At 55.2% G+C, this 16,077-nt stretch carries 17 protein-coding genes; 3 read left to right on the forward strand and 14 right to left on the reverse strand.

Annotated features, from left to right (window positions below):
* Positions 1-123 precede the first annotated feature (123 nt).
* Positions 124-1,119: a DMT family transporter gene (locus IT971_RS06455; protein ID WP_065701933.1), complete on the forward strand. Its 996-nt coding sequence runs from the start codon at positions 124-126 to the stop codon at positions 1,117-1,119.
* Between the two features lie 3 nt (positions 1,120-1,122).
* Here the strand turns inward: IT971_RS06455 and IT971_RS06460 are convergent, their stop codons facing one another.
* From IT971_RS06460 to fabI, 5 genes are all read right to left on the reverse strand, one after another.
* Positions 1,123-1,590, reverse strand: a complete 468-nt coding sequence (locus IT971_RS06460) for a DUF2269 family protein (protein WP_063095447.1) — start codon at positions 1,588-1,590, stop codon at positions 1,123-1,125.
* 47 nt (positions 1,591-1,637) lie between these two features.
* On the reverse strand, positions 1,638-2,243 hold the full coding sequence (locus IT971_RS06465) for a TetR/AcrR family transcriptional regulator (protein ID WP_007090888.1): 606 nt from the start codon (positions 2,241-2,243) through the stop codon (positions 1,638-1,640).
* 162 nt (positions 2,244-2,405) lie between these two features.
* Positions 2,406-3,539 carry a hypothetical protein gene (locus IT971_RS06470; protein WP_139190009.1) on the reverse strand — a complete coding sequence of 378 codons (1,134 nt, stop codon included), beginning with the start codon at positions 3,537-3,539 and terminating at the stop codon, positions 2,406-2,408.
* Positions 3,540-3,701: 162 nt separating this feature from the next.
* Positions 3,702-4,793, reverse strand: coding sequence for a chorismate synthase (gene aroC / locus IT971_RS06475; protein ID WP_063095443.1), 1,092 nt, complete (start codon positions 4,791-4,793; stop codon positions 3,702-3,704).
* A gap of 80 nt (positions 4,794-4,873) precedes the next feature.
* Entirely contained in the window at positions 4,874-5,704 is an 831-nt protein-coding gene (gene fabI / locus IT971_RS06480; protein ID WP_007090890.1) for an enoyl-ACP reductase FabI, read from the reverse strand.
* 258 nt (positions 5,705-5,962) lie between these two features.
* Between fabI and IT971_RS06485 the strand changes: the two genes are divergently transcribed.
* Positions 5,963-7,264 carry a YihY family inner membrane protein gene (locus IT971_RS06485; protein WP_223305044.1) on the forward strand — a complete coding sequence of 434 codons (1,302 nt, stop codon included), beginning with the start codon at positions 5,963-5,965 and terminating at the stop codon, positions 7,262-7,264.
* Positions 7,265-7,348: 84 nt separating this feature from the next.
* On the opposite strand, the gene IT971_RS06490 is transcribed toward IT971_RS06485, so the two are convergent.
* From IT971_RS06490 to IT971_RS06510, 5 genes are all read right to left on the reverse strand, one after another.
* Positions 7,349-8,017 (reverse strand): tetratricopeptide repeat protein, encoded by a 669-nt coding sequence (locus IT971_RS06490; protein ID WP_063095439.1) that lies wholly within the window; start codon positions 8,015-8,017, stop codon positions 7,349-7,351.
* A complete protein-coding gene (locus tag IT971_RS06495; protein ID WP_223305045.1) occupies positions 8,014-8,817 on the reverse strand; it encodes an SDR family NAD(P)-dependent oxidoreductase in 804 nt (267 codons plus the stop codon). Before IT971_RS06495 ends, IT971_RS06490 begins: the two co-directional genes overlap by 4 nt.
* Entirely contained in the window at positions 8,789-10,807 is a 2,019-nt protein-coding gene (locus tag IT971_RS06500; RefSeq protein WP_063095436.1) for an AMP-binding protein, read from the reverse strand. Before IT971_RS06500 ends, IT971_RS06495 begins: the two co-directional genes overlap by 29 nt.
* Before the next feature lie 2 nt (positions 10,808-10,809).
* Positions 10,810-11,508, reverse strand: coding sequence for a thermostable hemolysin (locus tag IT971_RS06505; protein WP_063095435.1), 699 nt, complete (start codon positions 11,506-11,508; stop codon positions 10,810-10,812).
* A 101-nt stretch (positions 11,509-11,609) separates the two neighbouring features.
* Positions 11,610-12,953, reverse strand: a complete 1,344-nt coding sequence (locus tag IT971_RS06510; protein ID WP_063095434.1) for a mechanosensitive ion channel family protein — start codon at positions 12,951-12,953, stop codon at positions 11,610-11,612.
* A 215-nt stretch (positions 12,954-13,168) separates the two neighbouring features.
* Here IT971_RS06510 and slyA point away from each other — a divergent pair, with 215 nt between their 5' ends.
* On the forward strand, positions 13,169-13,669 hold the full coding sequence (gene slyA, locus IT971_RS06515) for a transcriptional regulator SlyA (RefSeq protein ID WP_007090897.1): 501 nt from the start codon (positions 13,169-13,171) through the stop codon (positions 13,667-13,669).
* Positions 13,670-13,691: 22 nt separating this feature from the next.
* Here slyA and IT971_RS06520 read toward each other — a convergent pair whose 3' ends face one another.
* The 4 genes from IT971_RS06520 to IT971_RS06535 all read right to left on the reverse strand — a co-directional run bounded on the left by IT971_RS06520 (position 13,692) and on the right by IT971_RS06535 (position 16,053).
* Positions 13,692-13,958 (reverse strand): hypothetical protein, encoded by a 267-nt coding sequence (locus IT971_RS06520; RefSeq protein WP_063095431.1) that lies wholly within the window; start codon positions 13,956-13,958, stop codon positions 13,692-13,694.
* Positions 13,958-14,371: a DUF411 domain-containing protein gene (locus IT971_RS06525; RefSeq protein ID WP_139190010.1), complete on the reverse strand. Its 414-nt coding sequence runs from the start codon at positions 14,369-14,371 to the stop codon at positions 13,958-13,960. The genes IT971_RS06520 and IT971_RS06525 overlap by 1 nt, the downstream gene beginning before the upstream one ends.
* Before the next feature lie 107 nt (positions 14,372-14,478).
* Positions 14,479-15,408 carry a DnaJ C-terminal domain-containing protein gene (locus IT971_RS06530; protein WP_063095427.1) on the reverse strand — a complete coding sequence of 310 codons (930 nt, stop codon included), beginning with the start codon at positions 15,406-15,408 and terminating at the stop codon, positions 14,479-14,481.
* A gap of 168 nt (positions 15,409-15,576) precedes the next feature.
* The gene (locus IT971_RS06535) at positions 15,577-16,053 is read right to left on the reverse strand and encodes an RT0821/Lpp0805 family surface protein (protein WP_007090901.1); all 477 of its coding nucleotides are present in this window, start codon (positions 16,051-16,053) and stop codon (positions 15,577-15,579) included.
* Between the last annotated feature and the right edge of the window lie 24 nt (positions 16,054-16,077).

Consider the following 16,077-nt stretch of genomic DNA (forward strand, 5'->3'; position numbering starts at 1 on the left):
ATTTATCCCGACGATAAGGCGAAGCAATTTCACATCGATATAGCACCGCTGCAAGATAAGCGCTATCAGCCAAGGCGCATTTTGCACAACCTGCACATCGCCCCCGTTCCGAAAGACCAGACCATGCCCCATGTCTTGCCCGACATCCTGCGCAATACCGGAAACGCATCTGCTATTCCCTCCGCCACCACGGAAATTGCACCGGGAACCGAAAGGGTCACGCCGATGGTCCAGTCATCACTCTGGGCCATTTTAACCCTCGTAGTTGCGGCAATCCTTATGGGGCTGGGGCCGATTTTTGTGCGGTTCAGCGGTGTGTCACCCGATGCCTCGGCTTTCTGGCGTGTTGCGCTTGCTGCTCCTTTGCTGGGCGCGACCGTCTTCTTTATGCCGGCAGGATCATCAAAACCAGCGGTCGGAAATGGTGTTTCCGTGCGCAAGCGTGATACGGGTTTGATGATCCTTGCCGGTCTTTTATTTGCCGCCGATCTGGTCGCCTGTCATATGGCGATCGAAATGACGACGGTCGGTAATGCGATTTTGCTTAACAACCTTGCACCGGTGATTATCGGGTTTCTTGGTCTGTTTGGCATCGCGCGCAAACCCGGCGTGATGTTCTGGTGCGGGGTGCCGTTTGCGATTATCGGCGGTTATTTCCTGTTTCGGGCCAGTGAAACCGGCGCAGGATCGATGCAGGGTGATGCCTTTGCCGTTCTGGCGGCCTTTTTCTATGCCGGATATCTGATTGTCATCAGCCGGTTGCGCCGCAATCACAGTGCTGCATCAATCATGTTTTGGAGCACCCTGACCACCATGATTGCCTTGGGCGTGATGATGGTGATCAAAGGCAATTTCGTCCTGCCGCCGCATATGACAGGCTGGCTGGCGCTGATCGGTCTTGCGATGCTGGTGCATGTTTTGGGGCAGGGGATGGTGTCGGTCGGGCTGAAGCGCGTGGACGAGGCGACCGGATCAATGATCCTGCTGTTGCAGCCCTTTGTCGCCTCGATCCTTGGGGCTGTCATCCTGGGCGAGCTGCTCAATCAGTGGCACATCATGGGCAGTGCGGCGGTGGTTGTGGCCCTTCTGATCGCGACGCGTCGCCGCCGTACGCTCTGAGGACTATCTGGCAATCATGAACCAAAGGGTGCCAACCGGCATCAGGGTTGCTGCAATGCCGAGCATCGTCCAAAGCCTTACACATTTATCATAGGCATCTGGCATGATGGTTTCACCCGCCGCCACCGTCTTGGCGGCAATCCGCGACATATATAGTTGCAAGGGCAAAAGCCCGACCAGCCAAAGGGTTGCCGCCATGGCAAACAGACTGATGCCAATCGTCAGATGCGGGCTATCGGAAAGCGAAATGCCCCCGGCATGAAAAAGACCAACCCCACCAATCACGACCAGAGCCGCGCCAAAGGCGGTAAAGGCCAGATCGGTAACATTCACCAACCGGCAGGCAAAGGCGATGATCACCGGGTTTCTGGTGCGGTCGGCCAGGCTTTTCCATACCGCCGTAACGATGATATTGCCCAGAAACAGTACGGCACCCAGAAGGTGAATGAATTTAACGGTGGTATATTCCATCGCGGACAGCCTTCGAATTTTGGGATATCGGAATCGGAAATTTCAGATCAGGTATTGTCCGGTGCGGTCAGGTCCTCGGCAAGCAGGCCCAGAACAAAATCGTCCAGTTCCTGATCGGCAGGCGGGACAATCATGCCGTCAATCACCAGCATGGCGATACCGTGTGCGCGGCTCCATGCGGCCAGCGCGCGGTTATAGGCGGTGGCCGCCTCGTTCAGGGTCATGTCGGCACGGCGATCAACCGATGTAACGGCGCGCTGCAACACATCAAACGCATTATCGGCTGCTTCGCGAAGTTCGGGATATTGATCCAATGGCGGGCGTTCCCGGCCAAAGATCAGGCGGAAATGTTGCGGGAAATCGACTGCGAAATGCACATAGGCCGCACCAAGCGCCATGATGCGCTCTTCGTGTTTTTTGATATTTGCAGCAACATTTTCAAGCCGTTCGGCAAAGCGTTCAAATGCATCAATCGCTACTGCCGCCAAAATGCCATCCTTACCGTCAAAATGGCGATAGGGCGCTGCTTCCGAAACACCGGTAAGCCGCGCCAGACGTCGCAACGACAGGCCACTTGGGCCTTCTTCGGTCAGGATGTTTTCAGCTTGCTGTAGAAGGACATTACGGACGTCGCCGTGGTGGTATTTCCCCATAAACTCGTATCTCGATTTTCTTATGTTAACTTTGTTAACTTTAACAATCGATAGGCCATGACACAAGCAAAAAAGGACCGTCAATGTGACGGTCCAGTTTGGCGCTGTCGGGGATTGTGGAATCGTCGAGCCGGGCTTAAAGCACCGGTAAAATCCTGAACGCTAGGTTGCCGGAGGCGGCGATGATGTGGATTCATCATCTTCATTCTGGGCCCCAGATATTGAGGATGCGTCATCGTTAACGGTTGCCGTTGAAGTTGTGGCAGGGTCCTGGCTGTTATCGTCGGCTTTGCTGTCATCGGTTGCAGCGTCATTTTTGGGCGCAGTTATCGCTGTGGCTGCGGCTTCTGTTCCGTTTTCGGTTGGCGCTGGCGCATTACTGCCCGTTGGAGACTCTGCCGCCGTGGTATCGGCAAGTGTGCCAGTGGTGGCGTCGGGCTTAGAAGATGCCGTTGTGTCATCTGTTGGTATCGAACCTGCTGCAGATGAGACGGACGTGCTTCCTGCGTCCGCACCGGTTTGACCGGCAGGCTGTGTGGCCGAACTGTTGGTGCCGCTATCCGTTACCGTATTGGTGCTGTCGCCTGTTGCAGAAGGTGCAGGGGCTTTTGGGCGGGCATCGGCTGCGGTTGGTGTCGCATTGCCAGTATCGGTCGTGCTCGACGGCATGTCTGGCGTGGTTGCAGCGGATTGTTGGTTGCTGGTGCCTGTATCTGATGCCAATGGCGCAGAAGACGCCGTTTCGGCAGGTTTGTCCTCGGGCGTCGGGGCAAGCGTTGCCGAGGGTGAGGGTGGGTTTGATGATGTCTTATCGTGATCCGGGCGGATCAGGAAGCGATTGGACAGAATATCGCGTCCGACCAGAAGCGGCTGGGTGATGCCCGCCATTTCAAGCAGGCCAAGCTCGACATCACAGACGACGTCGCGCAGGACCAGTTTCGTTCTGATTACAGGCGCACGCACCGGTGTGCTGTTGGCGTTGGTGGTAACCTGTCGGAAGGCGGTCACCGGCATCGCCAATCGCCAGGTGATCTGGCGTTGAGTGATTTTGGCGGTTGGATCAGGGGCACTGTCGACCGTGAGCGAGAAGGAAACGCTGCCCACGCTTTCGTCTTTTTCGTCATCAGAGGAACCGGCGTTGCTATCGCCGTCGCCTTCGGGTTGCTCGATGGTCAGATCGCTGACGAAAAGGCAGCTTTGCGGCGCCGCGCCAAGGATCATGGCGGGCAGGGCCGCAATGCCCCAATCGGGCAGATCGACCGGCTCATCAGGATAAAGAACTGTTCTATTGCCCAAGCCAGCATCCCGACCGGCTGCCTTGGAGGCCGGGGCCGGTTTGTTCGCGGATGCAAGCAGAATCAGGGCTTTGTACAATGTCGGGTTCATACACCGATGACGGTGCAACAGGCTGCTTGTGACAGACTATTTGTGCGATTTCACGCAGGAATTAGTTGTTGATTACTTGTTGCTGTTCCAGCCATCACACTGGCCGCGATGGCGCAACAGATGATCAGCCAGAACGATGGCTGCCATGGCCTCGCCAACCGGAACGGCACGAATGCCAACACACGGATCATGGCGGCCCTTGGTGACGACATCGACATCCTTGCCGTAAATATCAACACTTTTGCGCGGTGTCAGGATCGAGCTGGTCGGTTTGACGGCAAAGCGCAAAACAACATCCTGCCCGGATGAAATCCCGCCCAGAATGCCGCCTGCATGGTTGGAGCCAAAGACCGGCTTGCCATCTTCGCCCATGCGCATTTCATCGGCATTTTCGATGCCGGTCAGTTCGGCGGCCTCAAACCCGTTGCCAATTTCAACACCCTTGACTGCGTTGATTGTCATCATCGCTTTGGCCAGATCAGCATCAAGTTTGTCATAGACCGGGTCACCCAGCCCGACCGGAACGCCCGAACAGACAACTTCTATTACTGCACCGACCGATGATCCGTCCTTGCGCAGACCATCAAGATATTCCTCGAACACCGGAACAGCGGCTGCATCGGGGCAGAAGAACGGATTGTTATCAACCTCGTCCCAGTTCCAGTTGTCGCGATTGATTTCCTTGGTGCCCATCTTGATCAGGGCCCCACGGATTTTGATATCATCGCCAAGGACTTTGCGCGCAATCGCCCCGGCGGCAACCCGCATCGCGGTTTCGCGCGCCGATGATCGTCCGCCACCGCGGTAATCACGGATACCGTATTTTTCCCAATAGGTGTAATCGGCATGGCCCGGGCGGAACTGGTTTTTAATCTCGCCGTAATCCTTGGAGCGCTGATCAACGTTTTCGATCAGAAGGCCAATCGGGGTGCCGGTGGTTTTGCCGTCGAAAACGCCGGACAGGATTTTGACCTGATCGGGTTCGCGGCGCTGGGTGGTAAAGCGTGACTGGCCCGGTTTGCGTTTTTCAAGAAACTGCTGGATGTCTTCTTCGGTCAGGTCAAGAAGCGGCGGCACACCGTCAACGACGCAGCCAATCGCCGGGCCGTGGCTTTCGCCAAAGGTGGTGAAGCGAAACAGGGAGCCAAAACTGTTGCCAGCCATTTCCGATATCCAGAATTCAGGTGTTTGAAGACAATACGGGCTGCCAGTAAGGCAGCCCGCAAGATCATATCATGTTCGGATCAGGATTTCTGAACATTGATATCCGGTGCGTCTGCCTGCTTCATGCCGACGGTATGATATCCGCAATCGACATGATGGGTTTCGCCGGTAACACCGGTCGAAAGGTCCGACAGGAAGTAAAGGCCCGATCCGCCAACATCATCAAGGGTGACGTTGCGGCGCATCGGCGAATTATATTCATTCCATTTCAGGATATAGCGGAAATCGCCAATCCCTGACGCGGCAAGGGTCTTCATCGGACCGGCCGATATGGCGTTGACACGAATACGATCTGGGCCAAGGTCATTGGCAAGGTATTTCACGCTGGCCTCCAGTGCTGCCTTGGCAACGCCCATGACGTTGTAATGCGGCATCACCTTTTCCGCCCCGTAATAGGACAGGGTCAGAAGCGAACCACCATCGGTCATCAGTTTTTCCGCGCGCTGTGCAATCGCGGTAAAGGAGTAGACCGAAATGTTCATCGACATCGCAAAATTTTCCGGCGAGGTATCGACATAGCGCCCGCGCAGTTCGTTTTTGTCAGAAAAACCGATGGCATGCACGACGAAGTCCAGCTTGCCCCATTTTTCTTTCAATGTTTCAAAAACGGCGTCCATACTGGCCGCGTCGGTCACGTCGCAGGGCAGAACGGTGTCGCTGCCAACAGACTCCGCCAATGGGCGGACGCGCTTTTCAAGGGCTTCACCCTGATAGGTAAAAGCAACCTCGGCGCCAGCGGCGGCCACGGTACGCGCAATCCCCCAGGCAATCGATTTATCGTTCGCGACGCCCATGATCAGGCCACGCTTGCCAGCCATCAGGCCAGAAATGTTTTCGGCGGAAAAGCTCATTTTCCCTCTCGTTCCCACGATCTCTCTCTGGTGCGGGGCAGCGCGGAACAAAGCTGTGGCCCACACAGGAGGCATTTGACATTGGGCGCATCCTACACAAAGCGAAGCCAAGGTCAATCTGGCCTGTTTTATCTTGTGCGGTCACGTTATCCTGTTGATCAGTTACACTATAACCAGAAATCGTGCAGGGATAAGTGTTTAATGGTTCCAATCGGCCAATTACTTAAGGACCGCACTGGATTTTGGCGCTACGCCATTATGCGATTTGTGCATGACAAATCCGTCGAACGCGCAGCGGGGCTTTCTTATACAACCCTTCTTGCCATGGTTCCGTTCCTTGCTGTTGCGCTTACGGTATTGTCGGCCTTCCCGGTTTTTGAACAGTGGAAGGACCAGATCATGGGCGTGGTCCTGAACAATTTTCTGCCCGAAACTGGCGAACAGGTGACAGGTTACCTCAGCAATTTCCTTCAGAATACCGGCCAGATGACAGCGGTGGGCACGATTGTGCTGGCCTTGACCGCGGTCATGCTGCTTGCTGCGATCGAAGGTGCGATGAACGATGTGTTTCGCGTTACCACTCCGCGCAAACTTTTGGCGAAACTCGTCGTTTTCTGGACCTTGCTGACGGTCGGGCCGATGTTGCTGGGGCTGAGCCTTTCGGTGGCATCCTATATTTTTGCCATGCGCTATATGGTCGGGGGCGACGGGCTGGGTGAACATATCGGGCAATTGACGTTTTTGGCCCCTTTCCTGCTATCCTCGATTGCCTTCTCGCTTTTGTTTATCGGCATGCCGAACCGTTCTGTCGTGATCATTGACGGTATTTTGGGCGGCTTGGTGGCGGCTGGATTGTTCGAGGCGCTTAAAAAAGGGTTCGGGTATTACGTTATTAATTTCCCGACCTATCAGACGATCTATGGCGCCGTGGCGATTGTACCGATCTTCCTGTTATGGATGTATCTGACCTGGATTGTTGTGCTGCTGGGCGCACAGGTTGCTGCCGCGCGATCCGAATGGCGTGCGGCACGTGCCGCTGGGCTGATCCCCGATCCGCGGGGTGCCGTGCCCGGCCATATGGAACGCATTATCGCGGTGTTACGCGTTCTGGAATATTTGCAACATGGTTTCCGCGAAGCAACCAAACCGCCGACCTATCGCCGCATGTTGCGCGAAACCAAGCTGGGCGGGCGGGATCTTAACTGGGCCTTGGCGGCCCTTCGGCGTGAAAAGCTGATTGAACGGTCCGAAAGCCACCGCTGGCTTTTATCAGGCGATCTGTCGCGGATCACGCTGGTGGATCTGATGTCCAGACTGGGGCTGTTTCTGGATTATGACCGGTTGCTTCTGGTTAATGCCGATGGCGGTTGGCCAGGAGCCATGCGCGAACGTCTGGTGGAACTGGAAAAAACGCGAAAATCCGTTCTGGATGTTGAAATTGCTGCCCTGCTTGATTTGCCAAAACCCGATGATACAGCCCCCAAGCAGGTTGAAACCAAGCCCGAAGACGGAAAGAAAGACGAAATCGGCCCAAAAGACATGACCGAAATCGTCGATTAAAGTGTTCCGAAGGCATCAAAATACAAGGCTGGGTTTGTGTTCCCCGGCCTTGTTTCGTTTGGGGAATTGTGCTGTTCGTCAAGGTTAGTTTTTGGAAACTTCCTGCGCGATTTCATTTAGTGCCTTGGCTATTTCCGCCCGACGTCCGGCATCCGCCGATGCGCGGCCGGGGCGCTCGGGTGCGTTCAATGCTTTTTCCAGATAAACCTTGGCTTCGGTGTAATGATTATTCTGAAGCAGGAAATCGCCATAGAAATAGTTAGGGTCAATCCCGTCAGGATTAAGTTCCAAAGCCTTTTTCAGGAATTCTTCGGCCTTGCTGTCACTGCCAAAGGCAAGCGGCCATGGGGGCACCTGATAATAAAGCGATCCCAGTGACGTATAGGCCGATCCATCAAGTGCTGTTGGATCGAGGGTAATCGACTTTTCAAACAAATCGCGCGCGTCGTTTACTTTGCCAAGGGCGGAAATGCCGCGCACGATACCGGCATCGGTCGACAGGACAATACCCTGCCAGATCATGACTTCGGGACTATCCGGATAGAGGTTCAGCAGACTTTCGCCCTCGGTTTCAAGTTGGTGAATGGCATCAAGCTGCTGTTTTTCATCCGTCATCTGGTACTTGATGCGGGCCCATTCTTCCTGCAGATGGGCAACGCCATTCATGGCCTCGTTATTGGCCGTGTCGGCATTGGCAGACAAAGGCAGGCCAAGCGCAAAGGCGCATATCATGGCAAAACAGGTGATTTTCATGCCGGGTGGCTCCTTGGGTTGGCGTCCTGTTTGTTGGCGATCAGGGGGATTGGTGCAACTACCTGCTCGGCCGTGAGGATTTCTTCGCCGATGGTGGTGTTTTTACGAAGTCCCCTGTCGACGATGCTCGGTATGACGGCATTGATCAGGGCAAAAAGCCGTTCCGGCCAGCCGATCCGAACATCGGTTTTGTCTTGTTCAATCGCATTGACGATCTGACGGGCAACGTCACGTGGATCGTCTTCGGTGACATTTGTGCGACGGTTAAGCAGCCCTGCCTTGCCGCTGTTCATGGTGGTACGAACCGCACGCGGGGCGATGTGACTTATGGTGATGCCCGTGCCGGACAGTTCACGACGCAGCGCATCGCTATATCCCTTAAGCCCGGATTTGGCTGCGACATAGCCGGTCATATGGGGCAACGGGATCAATCCGGTCATTGATCCGATATTGACGATCTGACCGCTACCGCGTTTGCGCATGGCCGGAAGAACGGCCTGGCACAGGCGCATTGGCACCAAAAGGTTCAGCGTCACAAGCGCGTCGTAATCCTGATCTTCGGCATGATTGAAATCATTGATCCCAGCCAGATTGATCAGGATGTCGGGTGTGTGTTCACGCAATGCCTTGCAGGTCGTATCGATGCTTTCCATCAGGTTGCCCTGCGTCGTGCGGTCATAGGCAACGACATTTGACCCGCGTTCGATCAGCAGGTTGACCAGTGGCATGCCAATGCCGCCAGTCGCGCCCGTCAGGAAAACGGATTTTCCATCAAGCAACATTTTTACGTTGTCCTTCATGCGGGATCGCCGCAAACAGATTGGCAAACAGCCGGAAGGTGTTTTGCGCGACTTCGATGATGGCGGCCTGATCAGCCGGATCGGTGACCTGATTGACGGTCTTTTCGAAGAATTTCATGTGTTCAAGATCAAGGGTGCCGTGCGAAAACAGATAGCTGAATGCTGATTTCGGCAAATCAAGGCCGGTCATGACGGCATCCGCACCCTGACTGGCGATTTGGGTGGATGTGCTTTCAAGCATGAAGACCATACCAAGGAAACCGACCGGGTTCTTACGGCTGATATAGTCGTAGTTATAGGCAACCATCACCTGGGTTTCGAGGTTCGGTATCGCTTGGCGGGCGGCTTCGCGGTTACCACCGGCGGCTTCGATATCATTGAGAATCCATTCTTCGTGGCCTTCTTCTTCTTCGAGATATTCAATGATCGCCTTGTGCAGCCAGCGTTTTTCATCTGGCATACGCGATCCCATTGCCATCAGGAAGGGAACGGTGTGTTTGACATGGTGATATGCCTCCGTCAGGTAGGCGACATAGGTTGACCGTGAAATGCGACCTTGCAGGCCATCAACAAGCTGGGGAACGTGATAAAGGGACGCGCGGGCTTCGGCGGTTTCGGCAACAAGGCGATCATAAAAATTCATGGTTTTCTCCGGGACGGACAAGGGGGATGTGTAAAGTTTGGCAATCGCCTCGCGGCGCGGGCGTCCGGTGCCTGTCAGGCAGCCGTTTTCGACCGTAAAGGGGGCAACGATGCGGGTATGTTTGATGTGTGCGTAATCGGGCAGGCCAGCATTGGCCGCGGCAACCGCGGCACTGACATCGGCGGTCGGACCGGTCGGAACGATCAGGGCGCTTAGTTCCGGTTCCCCATCGCCAAAGACCATGGCCTGATAGATGCCTGGCTGGGCCAAAATGGCGGCTTCGGGCCATTCGGGGGAAATGTTGCGCCCAAACGATGTGATCAGGACATTTTTGCATCGACCAGTCACACAGACGAAACCATCGTCATCAATCTGCCCCAGATCGCCGGTTGCAAGAAAGGCCGGTGCTGCTTCGCCGACATAGCCAAGGAAACCGGGATTTTCGATGATGATTTCATCGTTGGAAATCTCGGCCTTTACATGGGGCAAAAGCGTTCCGGTGGTGCCGGGCTTATCTTTGCCCGGTACATTCATTGAAACGACCGATGCGCATTCCGAAAGACCATATCCTTCGTAAACCGGAAGCCCGATATGGCGGGCCTTGGCAATCAGGGCAGGATCAACACGCGATCCACCAACCGCAATGAATTTAAGGTCAGGAAGGCGACCCTTGCGGATGACCAGCATCATCAGCGCACGCAGGATTTCAGGCACCAGAATGACCGATGTCGCGCGGGTATCCTTAAGGATTTCGTGCAGGCCCTGATATTGCGGCCCGAACTGGCCAAGCGGTGTCAGGGTAATGGTACACCCGGCCAGAAGACCGGCATAAACCCCCGCGACATTTTCCAGAAGTACTGCAAGTGGCAGCACACAGGCATGGGTGCCAGCAAAATCATCGCCCAGCATCGCGTGGATCGAAGACGCAACAGTGATCATCGCCGATGCGGGCAGGCAAACGCCCTTTGGCGTACCGGTGGTGCCGGATGTGAAGGTGATTTTTGCCGTGCCATCGGGGATGTCGGGCGAACGCGACTGCCCTGTTTCCGCCATTCCATTAGCCGTCAGCATGTGGGTGATGCCCGCGGTCACAATTGTGTGATTGATCTGATCGCGGGTGAAAAATGGCGGGATCGGGACGCATACAATACCGGCCGATAGGGCGGCAAGGTCCCAGACCAGCCAGTCGATCCCGTTATCAAGTGCTATACCCAGTACATCGACATCTGCAAGTTCAAGACAACGTGCGTCGATCAGGTCGGAGAGGTCGCCATAGGTTACTCTATCATCGCCTTCGCGGAGCGCGACTTGATCGGCGTTATGGGTGCGGATGCATTCGAACAGCATGATTATTTCTGGCCGTTATGTTGCAGATGGGGATAAAGGCGCGGGCGCATGTGGGTGTATTCTGCACCCAGCAATGTCTGAAGGCGGCGATAACCATGTTCGACCGAACCAGACAGAACATGCGGGCACGTGTCGTAATACCGGCCCCAGTCGATTTCGTTTTCCGTCAGGCATGATGGATCGGCATGGGCGTGGCGAACGGGCTTGAGGCCCATTTTACGCAGGCGTTTTTCGATACTGTCGGTGCCGGTCACAACCGCCTGTTTAAAGCCGTTATGGTGCAGATAGGCAGACAGTGCCGCAAACAGGAAGGACGACGCCCCACCACCCGAGGACGCCAGATTGCCGATCTCGACAATCTGATGGCGCGGTACACCAAGGATCACTTCGATTGGCGCGGGCAGATATTGTTCAAGAAACAGCGGCCCATGCCCGGCTGACCGGAAACCAAGGGCGGCGACGATCCGTCCGGCATCGTCGCGGACACTCATCAGGCTGCCATATTGCACGCGCATCGCGGCGTCATAGGCATCGGCATAGATATTGGCGATGAATGTTTCGACTTCGGGGCGTTCTGTCGCCAGAAGTGTCAGCACCGAAATGGCACAGGCACGCATCTGCAGATGATCCAGAAAACCGCGTTTCTGGAAGCTGAGCTTGGCGGCGGGGAAACCATTTTCATTATAATTCAGGTGAAGCATGCCATTGGGCCTTCGACTGCGTTGATAGCGCATTCTTGGCCCGGAACCTGACAGCAACCTGAATGAGGGGTTGTTAAAGCAAAAACCTTGGAAATATTACTTTAGCGGGCAGTGTTTTCTGTGGCATTTCCGGGGATTTCGATATTTACCGTACCATCGGAACTGCGCAGATGAAGGTCGCGCTGCGGGAACGGAATTTCGATCTCGTTTTCCTTGAAGCTATCCCAGACATTGAGCAATACCTCGCTGATGATATTACCACGTCCGTTTTGTGGATCCGTGATCCAGAAGCGGATTTCAAGATCGACCGAATTATCGCCAAAGCCGCGTAGCAGTGTGTTCGGGCCGGGATTATCCAGAACGCGCGCACATTTTGCTGCGGCTTCATTGCACAATTTGATCGCGAAATGCGGATCGCAACGATAGGCAATACCGACCGGAACCTTCAGGCGCAATTTGACGTCCGAGTGGCTCCAGTTTTCCACCTGATTGGTGATAAGGTCTTCGTTGGGGATCAGGAATTCGGTACCGTCGCGGGTGCGAACGGCGGTGTAACGCGCGCCAAGCGACTGAATCCAGCCAAATGTATCGCCAATCGCAATCACGTCGCCCGGCTTGATCGACCGGTCCAGCAACAGGATCACGCCGCTGATCAGATTGGCGACAATCCGTTGCAGACCAAACCCGATGCCGACACCGATGGCACCACCAAAGACAGCAAGCGCGGTCAGATCGACACCGATGGTCGAAAGCGCAAACAAAACCGCAATCGACAGCAGCACAAGTTTCAGAAGCTTGGACATAAGCACCTGAACCGATGGCGTCAGGCGGTGAACCTTCTGGATGCGTTGTTCGAAAATGCGCGAGGCAAATGACGCGACCCAAAGCAGGATCGCCAAAGACAGCATTGCCTTGAGGATACCAAACACCGATATCCGAAACTGCCCGATATGAAGGGCAAGGCTGTCCAGCAGATCAATTGCCGGATCAAGCCAGCCGACAATGTTAAGGGCGGCCAGCCCCCATGCGATGATGGCGATACTTCGGGCCCAGACGGGATCATTCACCACCGCTGTGCCCAGACGGATGAAAATCCACGCATTCAGAAGGCTTGCGACAAGGCGCAGGATATTGTGCCGCAGCCCCGCCTGTATCGCGACCGCATCAATAAACCAGATCAGCAGAACCAGAATGATCGGAAACGCCAGATCGGGTAAAACCGCCAGCAACCGACGGAACCCGGCATAGTGCAAAAGCGCCCGCCAGTTTTGCAAGCGCGCCAGTTGGCGCGAAAGCGGCCTGCGCAGCAACAGGGCAGGGATCACCGACAGCAAACATGCCCCGATCTGTAACAGGATCGGAACCAGCAAGATATTGTTGTCCACCCATGCGGCTGCCTGTTCAAGCCAGATCACGAGCTGGTCGGGATTCCAGAATTGCTCCATACGTCCCCTGATTTTGCCCTGTATTATGATTAGTGAATGGAAAGCATTATATTTCATATGGTAACGCGAAACCGCCCGCGGGAGATAGGGGGCTGATTCTTCGTGTTCTGGTTGGTTCTGCGAAAGATGCGTCTTTTGGCTTTGGTTTCCTTGACGTTAGATAGCTATCTATCTAAAAGTTTAGGATCAAAAACCTCCTGCAGGTATCTCCCCCCATGACAATTTCCAAAGATAGCAATGCATCGCGTGAACAGTTCGGTTTCTGGCTGGGCATGCTTGCCCGGCAATGGCGTGCGGAAGTCGACCGGCGTTTATCGCCCTTTATCCTGACCGAGGCGCGCTGGATCATCCTGTTTCGGCTCAGCACGACCGATCATGACCTGACGCAAAAGGAACTGGCGCGTATTGCCGGGGTGCAGGGACCGACATTGGTGCGGACATTGGACTGGCTGGAGGAAAAGGGATTGATCGAAAGGCGCGAAGTCCCCGATGACCGGCGGGCAAAAACGGTTCACCTGACCGAAAAGGCCGAACCGGCGCTTCGACAGATTCAGGCGGTCATACAAGGTGTCCGCGCCCAGATTTTTGCCGATGTTACCGATGAAGAACTTGAACATTGTCTGACCGTGTTCAAAAAGATCGGCCGACAGTTCGATGCTTTTGCCGGAAGTGAACAGGACAAGGACATCATCATGGTTGGACGGGGGAAAACCTAAAACCGTTTCCACCGTTTTATATCTAGCTGTGAGGCAGTGCTGGGTCGGGTGATCGGTTCCGCAGGGTTTCGCGCTCCCATCGTTCGGTCAGAACTGCGGCCCCAAAGCCGAGCCCGCCAAAGATCGCAAGGCTGATCGCAAGTGCGGGTAGCAAACTGTTTGCGGGCATGAATGTCGGCGAGCCGCCGGGCAATGACAACCAGACCATTGCAGCACTGCCCCATAAAATGCCAACCGCAACCATTCCGATCCCGGTAAAGGCAAGCCGCAAGCGCGAAAGATATTTCATTATTCTGACCTGCGCCGCTCGACTGATCCATCATAATGGATCGCTACGGTTTCCTGTGCCGGGCCATCAAGGGCAAGCGCGATAACATCCGCCGGTTTGCGCCGCAAAAGTGTAACGATATCGCCAGACGGGACCTCGCCGATCACGCTATAACCCGCAACCCGACCGATCTTGCAATCGCGCATCGCGGCAGGGGTGATCATCATTGCCTGTTGTTCTGAAAGGGACAGGTTGCTGACCTGTGCGGCGCGAACGTCAAAACCTTCGGCCTCAAGGCGGTTTTGCCAATCGATGCTGTCTTGGCAATCATTCGTGTATGAAAGTTCAAGCGTCGGGCGCGATGTGCCGACAAATGCGGTCAACCCGATCAGGGCGATACCGGCCAGAATCGTAGAAAGAGCAATGGGTTTCATGACTTCTGCCTTTGTCAGATAAAACTGCAAAGGCAGAATGCCTGTTAGAGCAGGTGCGAGTCTTGAGCCCGGTCAAGCCGCAATCGGGCGTGGCCGGGCTACCCGTGTTAACGTGCCTTGTAAGGATGTTTTTCCGACCATTCTCGTACGAAATCGATCAGTTCATCGTCGCGATCTTCGGGCAGCTTGACGGTCAGATGTACATATTGATCGCCGCGTTTGTCACCCCGGTCATATGCCGCACCCTTGCCACGTAGCCGCAATTTCGTGCCGCTATTGGCGTTGGCGGGCAGTTTCATGCTGACCTTGCCATTGATCGTCGGGACTTCGATAGACCCGCCAAGGATTGCTTCGGCCAGACTGATCGCAAGATCGCAATGCAGGTCATTGCCTTCGCGACGGAAAACCTTGTCCGGGTGGACATGCAGCTTGATCAGCGCGTCACCCGCTTCCCCGCCATTCATGCCGGTCATTCCCTGGCCTTTCAGGCGAAGGGTCTGGCCATCTTCGCTTCCGGCTGGGATGCGGACTTCAAGGCTTTTGCCGCTGGCAAGATTGATGCGCTTGGTCGTGCCGATAATGGCTTCGGCCAGATCAAGGCTAAGCTCATAGGAAATATTGGGTCCTTTGACCTTTTCGGCCTGTCTGCGCCCACCAAAACCACCGAAGCCGCCCCCGCCCCCGCCGCCGCGGCCAGCCTTGCCGAAAATCTCGTCAAAGATATCCTCGGCATTGGCACCGGAAAAACCAAACGGATCACCGCCAGCCTGGCCGCTATAACGCGCACCGCCACCACGGCCAAACGGGCCGGTTTCACGGCCATCGGCATCAATTTCGCCCGCGTCATATTTTTTGCGACGTTCGGCATCCCCCAAAAGATGATAGGCGGCCGAAACTTTCTTAAACCGCTCTTCGATCTTGGTGTCACCGGGATTGACGTCCGGGTGCAATTCGCGCGCAAGTTTGCGATAGGCTTTTTTGATTTCGTCCTGGGTGGCGTTTTTGGCAACGCCCAAAGTCTTGTAGGGATCCTGCATCGCCTGACCGGTTGGAAAATGGGAAACGCTATAAATGTATTATAGGCCTGTATTGGCTGTTGCAAGGAAGGCATTTGTTTTTATTGCTGTCCTTGACATGGCTCAGATATGAAAAAGCGGCGCTGTTAGCAAGGAACGCGCCGCTTTTTTAATGTCGTTTCGCGCAGGTCAGTTTACAACTTCCCAGCTTCCATCCGGCTTGCGGCATGCGGTGCCGTACGCTTCTTCCTGCTTGCCGCCGATGGTGACGGTCTGCTGGTATTCACGGCAATATTCCTGGGTTTTCGGTTCCTGATAGGTCCGGGTCGGGGTTACCGTGCCACGAACCCCGGTATCGGGGTTATTCCAGGTCGATGTCTGGCCCGTCGGCGCGCTTTCAAGGGTGCGCTGCGTGCTTTGTGCCATGATCGCGCGGTCGGCATTGTCCAGTGACTTGCCGACTTCACTGCCGATAAAGGCGCCTGCCAGTGTACCAAGTGCCACACCGACAAGCTGTCCCGAGCCTTTGCCGAACTGCGCACCGGCAACCGCACCACCAACCGCGCCCAAAAGGGTGCCTGCGGTTTGTTTCTGACCTTGATCCTGTGCACAACCGGCAATGAATGCGGTCATCATGACGGGGATTACGATATGACGAAATTTCATATTTTTTTGCCTACCTTGTCTTTC

Source organism: Thalassospira sp. B30-1 (assembly GCF_015767575.1).
Classification (GTDB): domain Bacteria; phylum Pseudomonadota; class Alphaproteobacteria; order Rhodospirillales; family Thalassospiraceae; genus Thalassospira; species Thalassospira xiamenensis.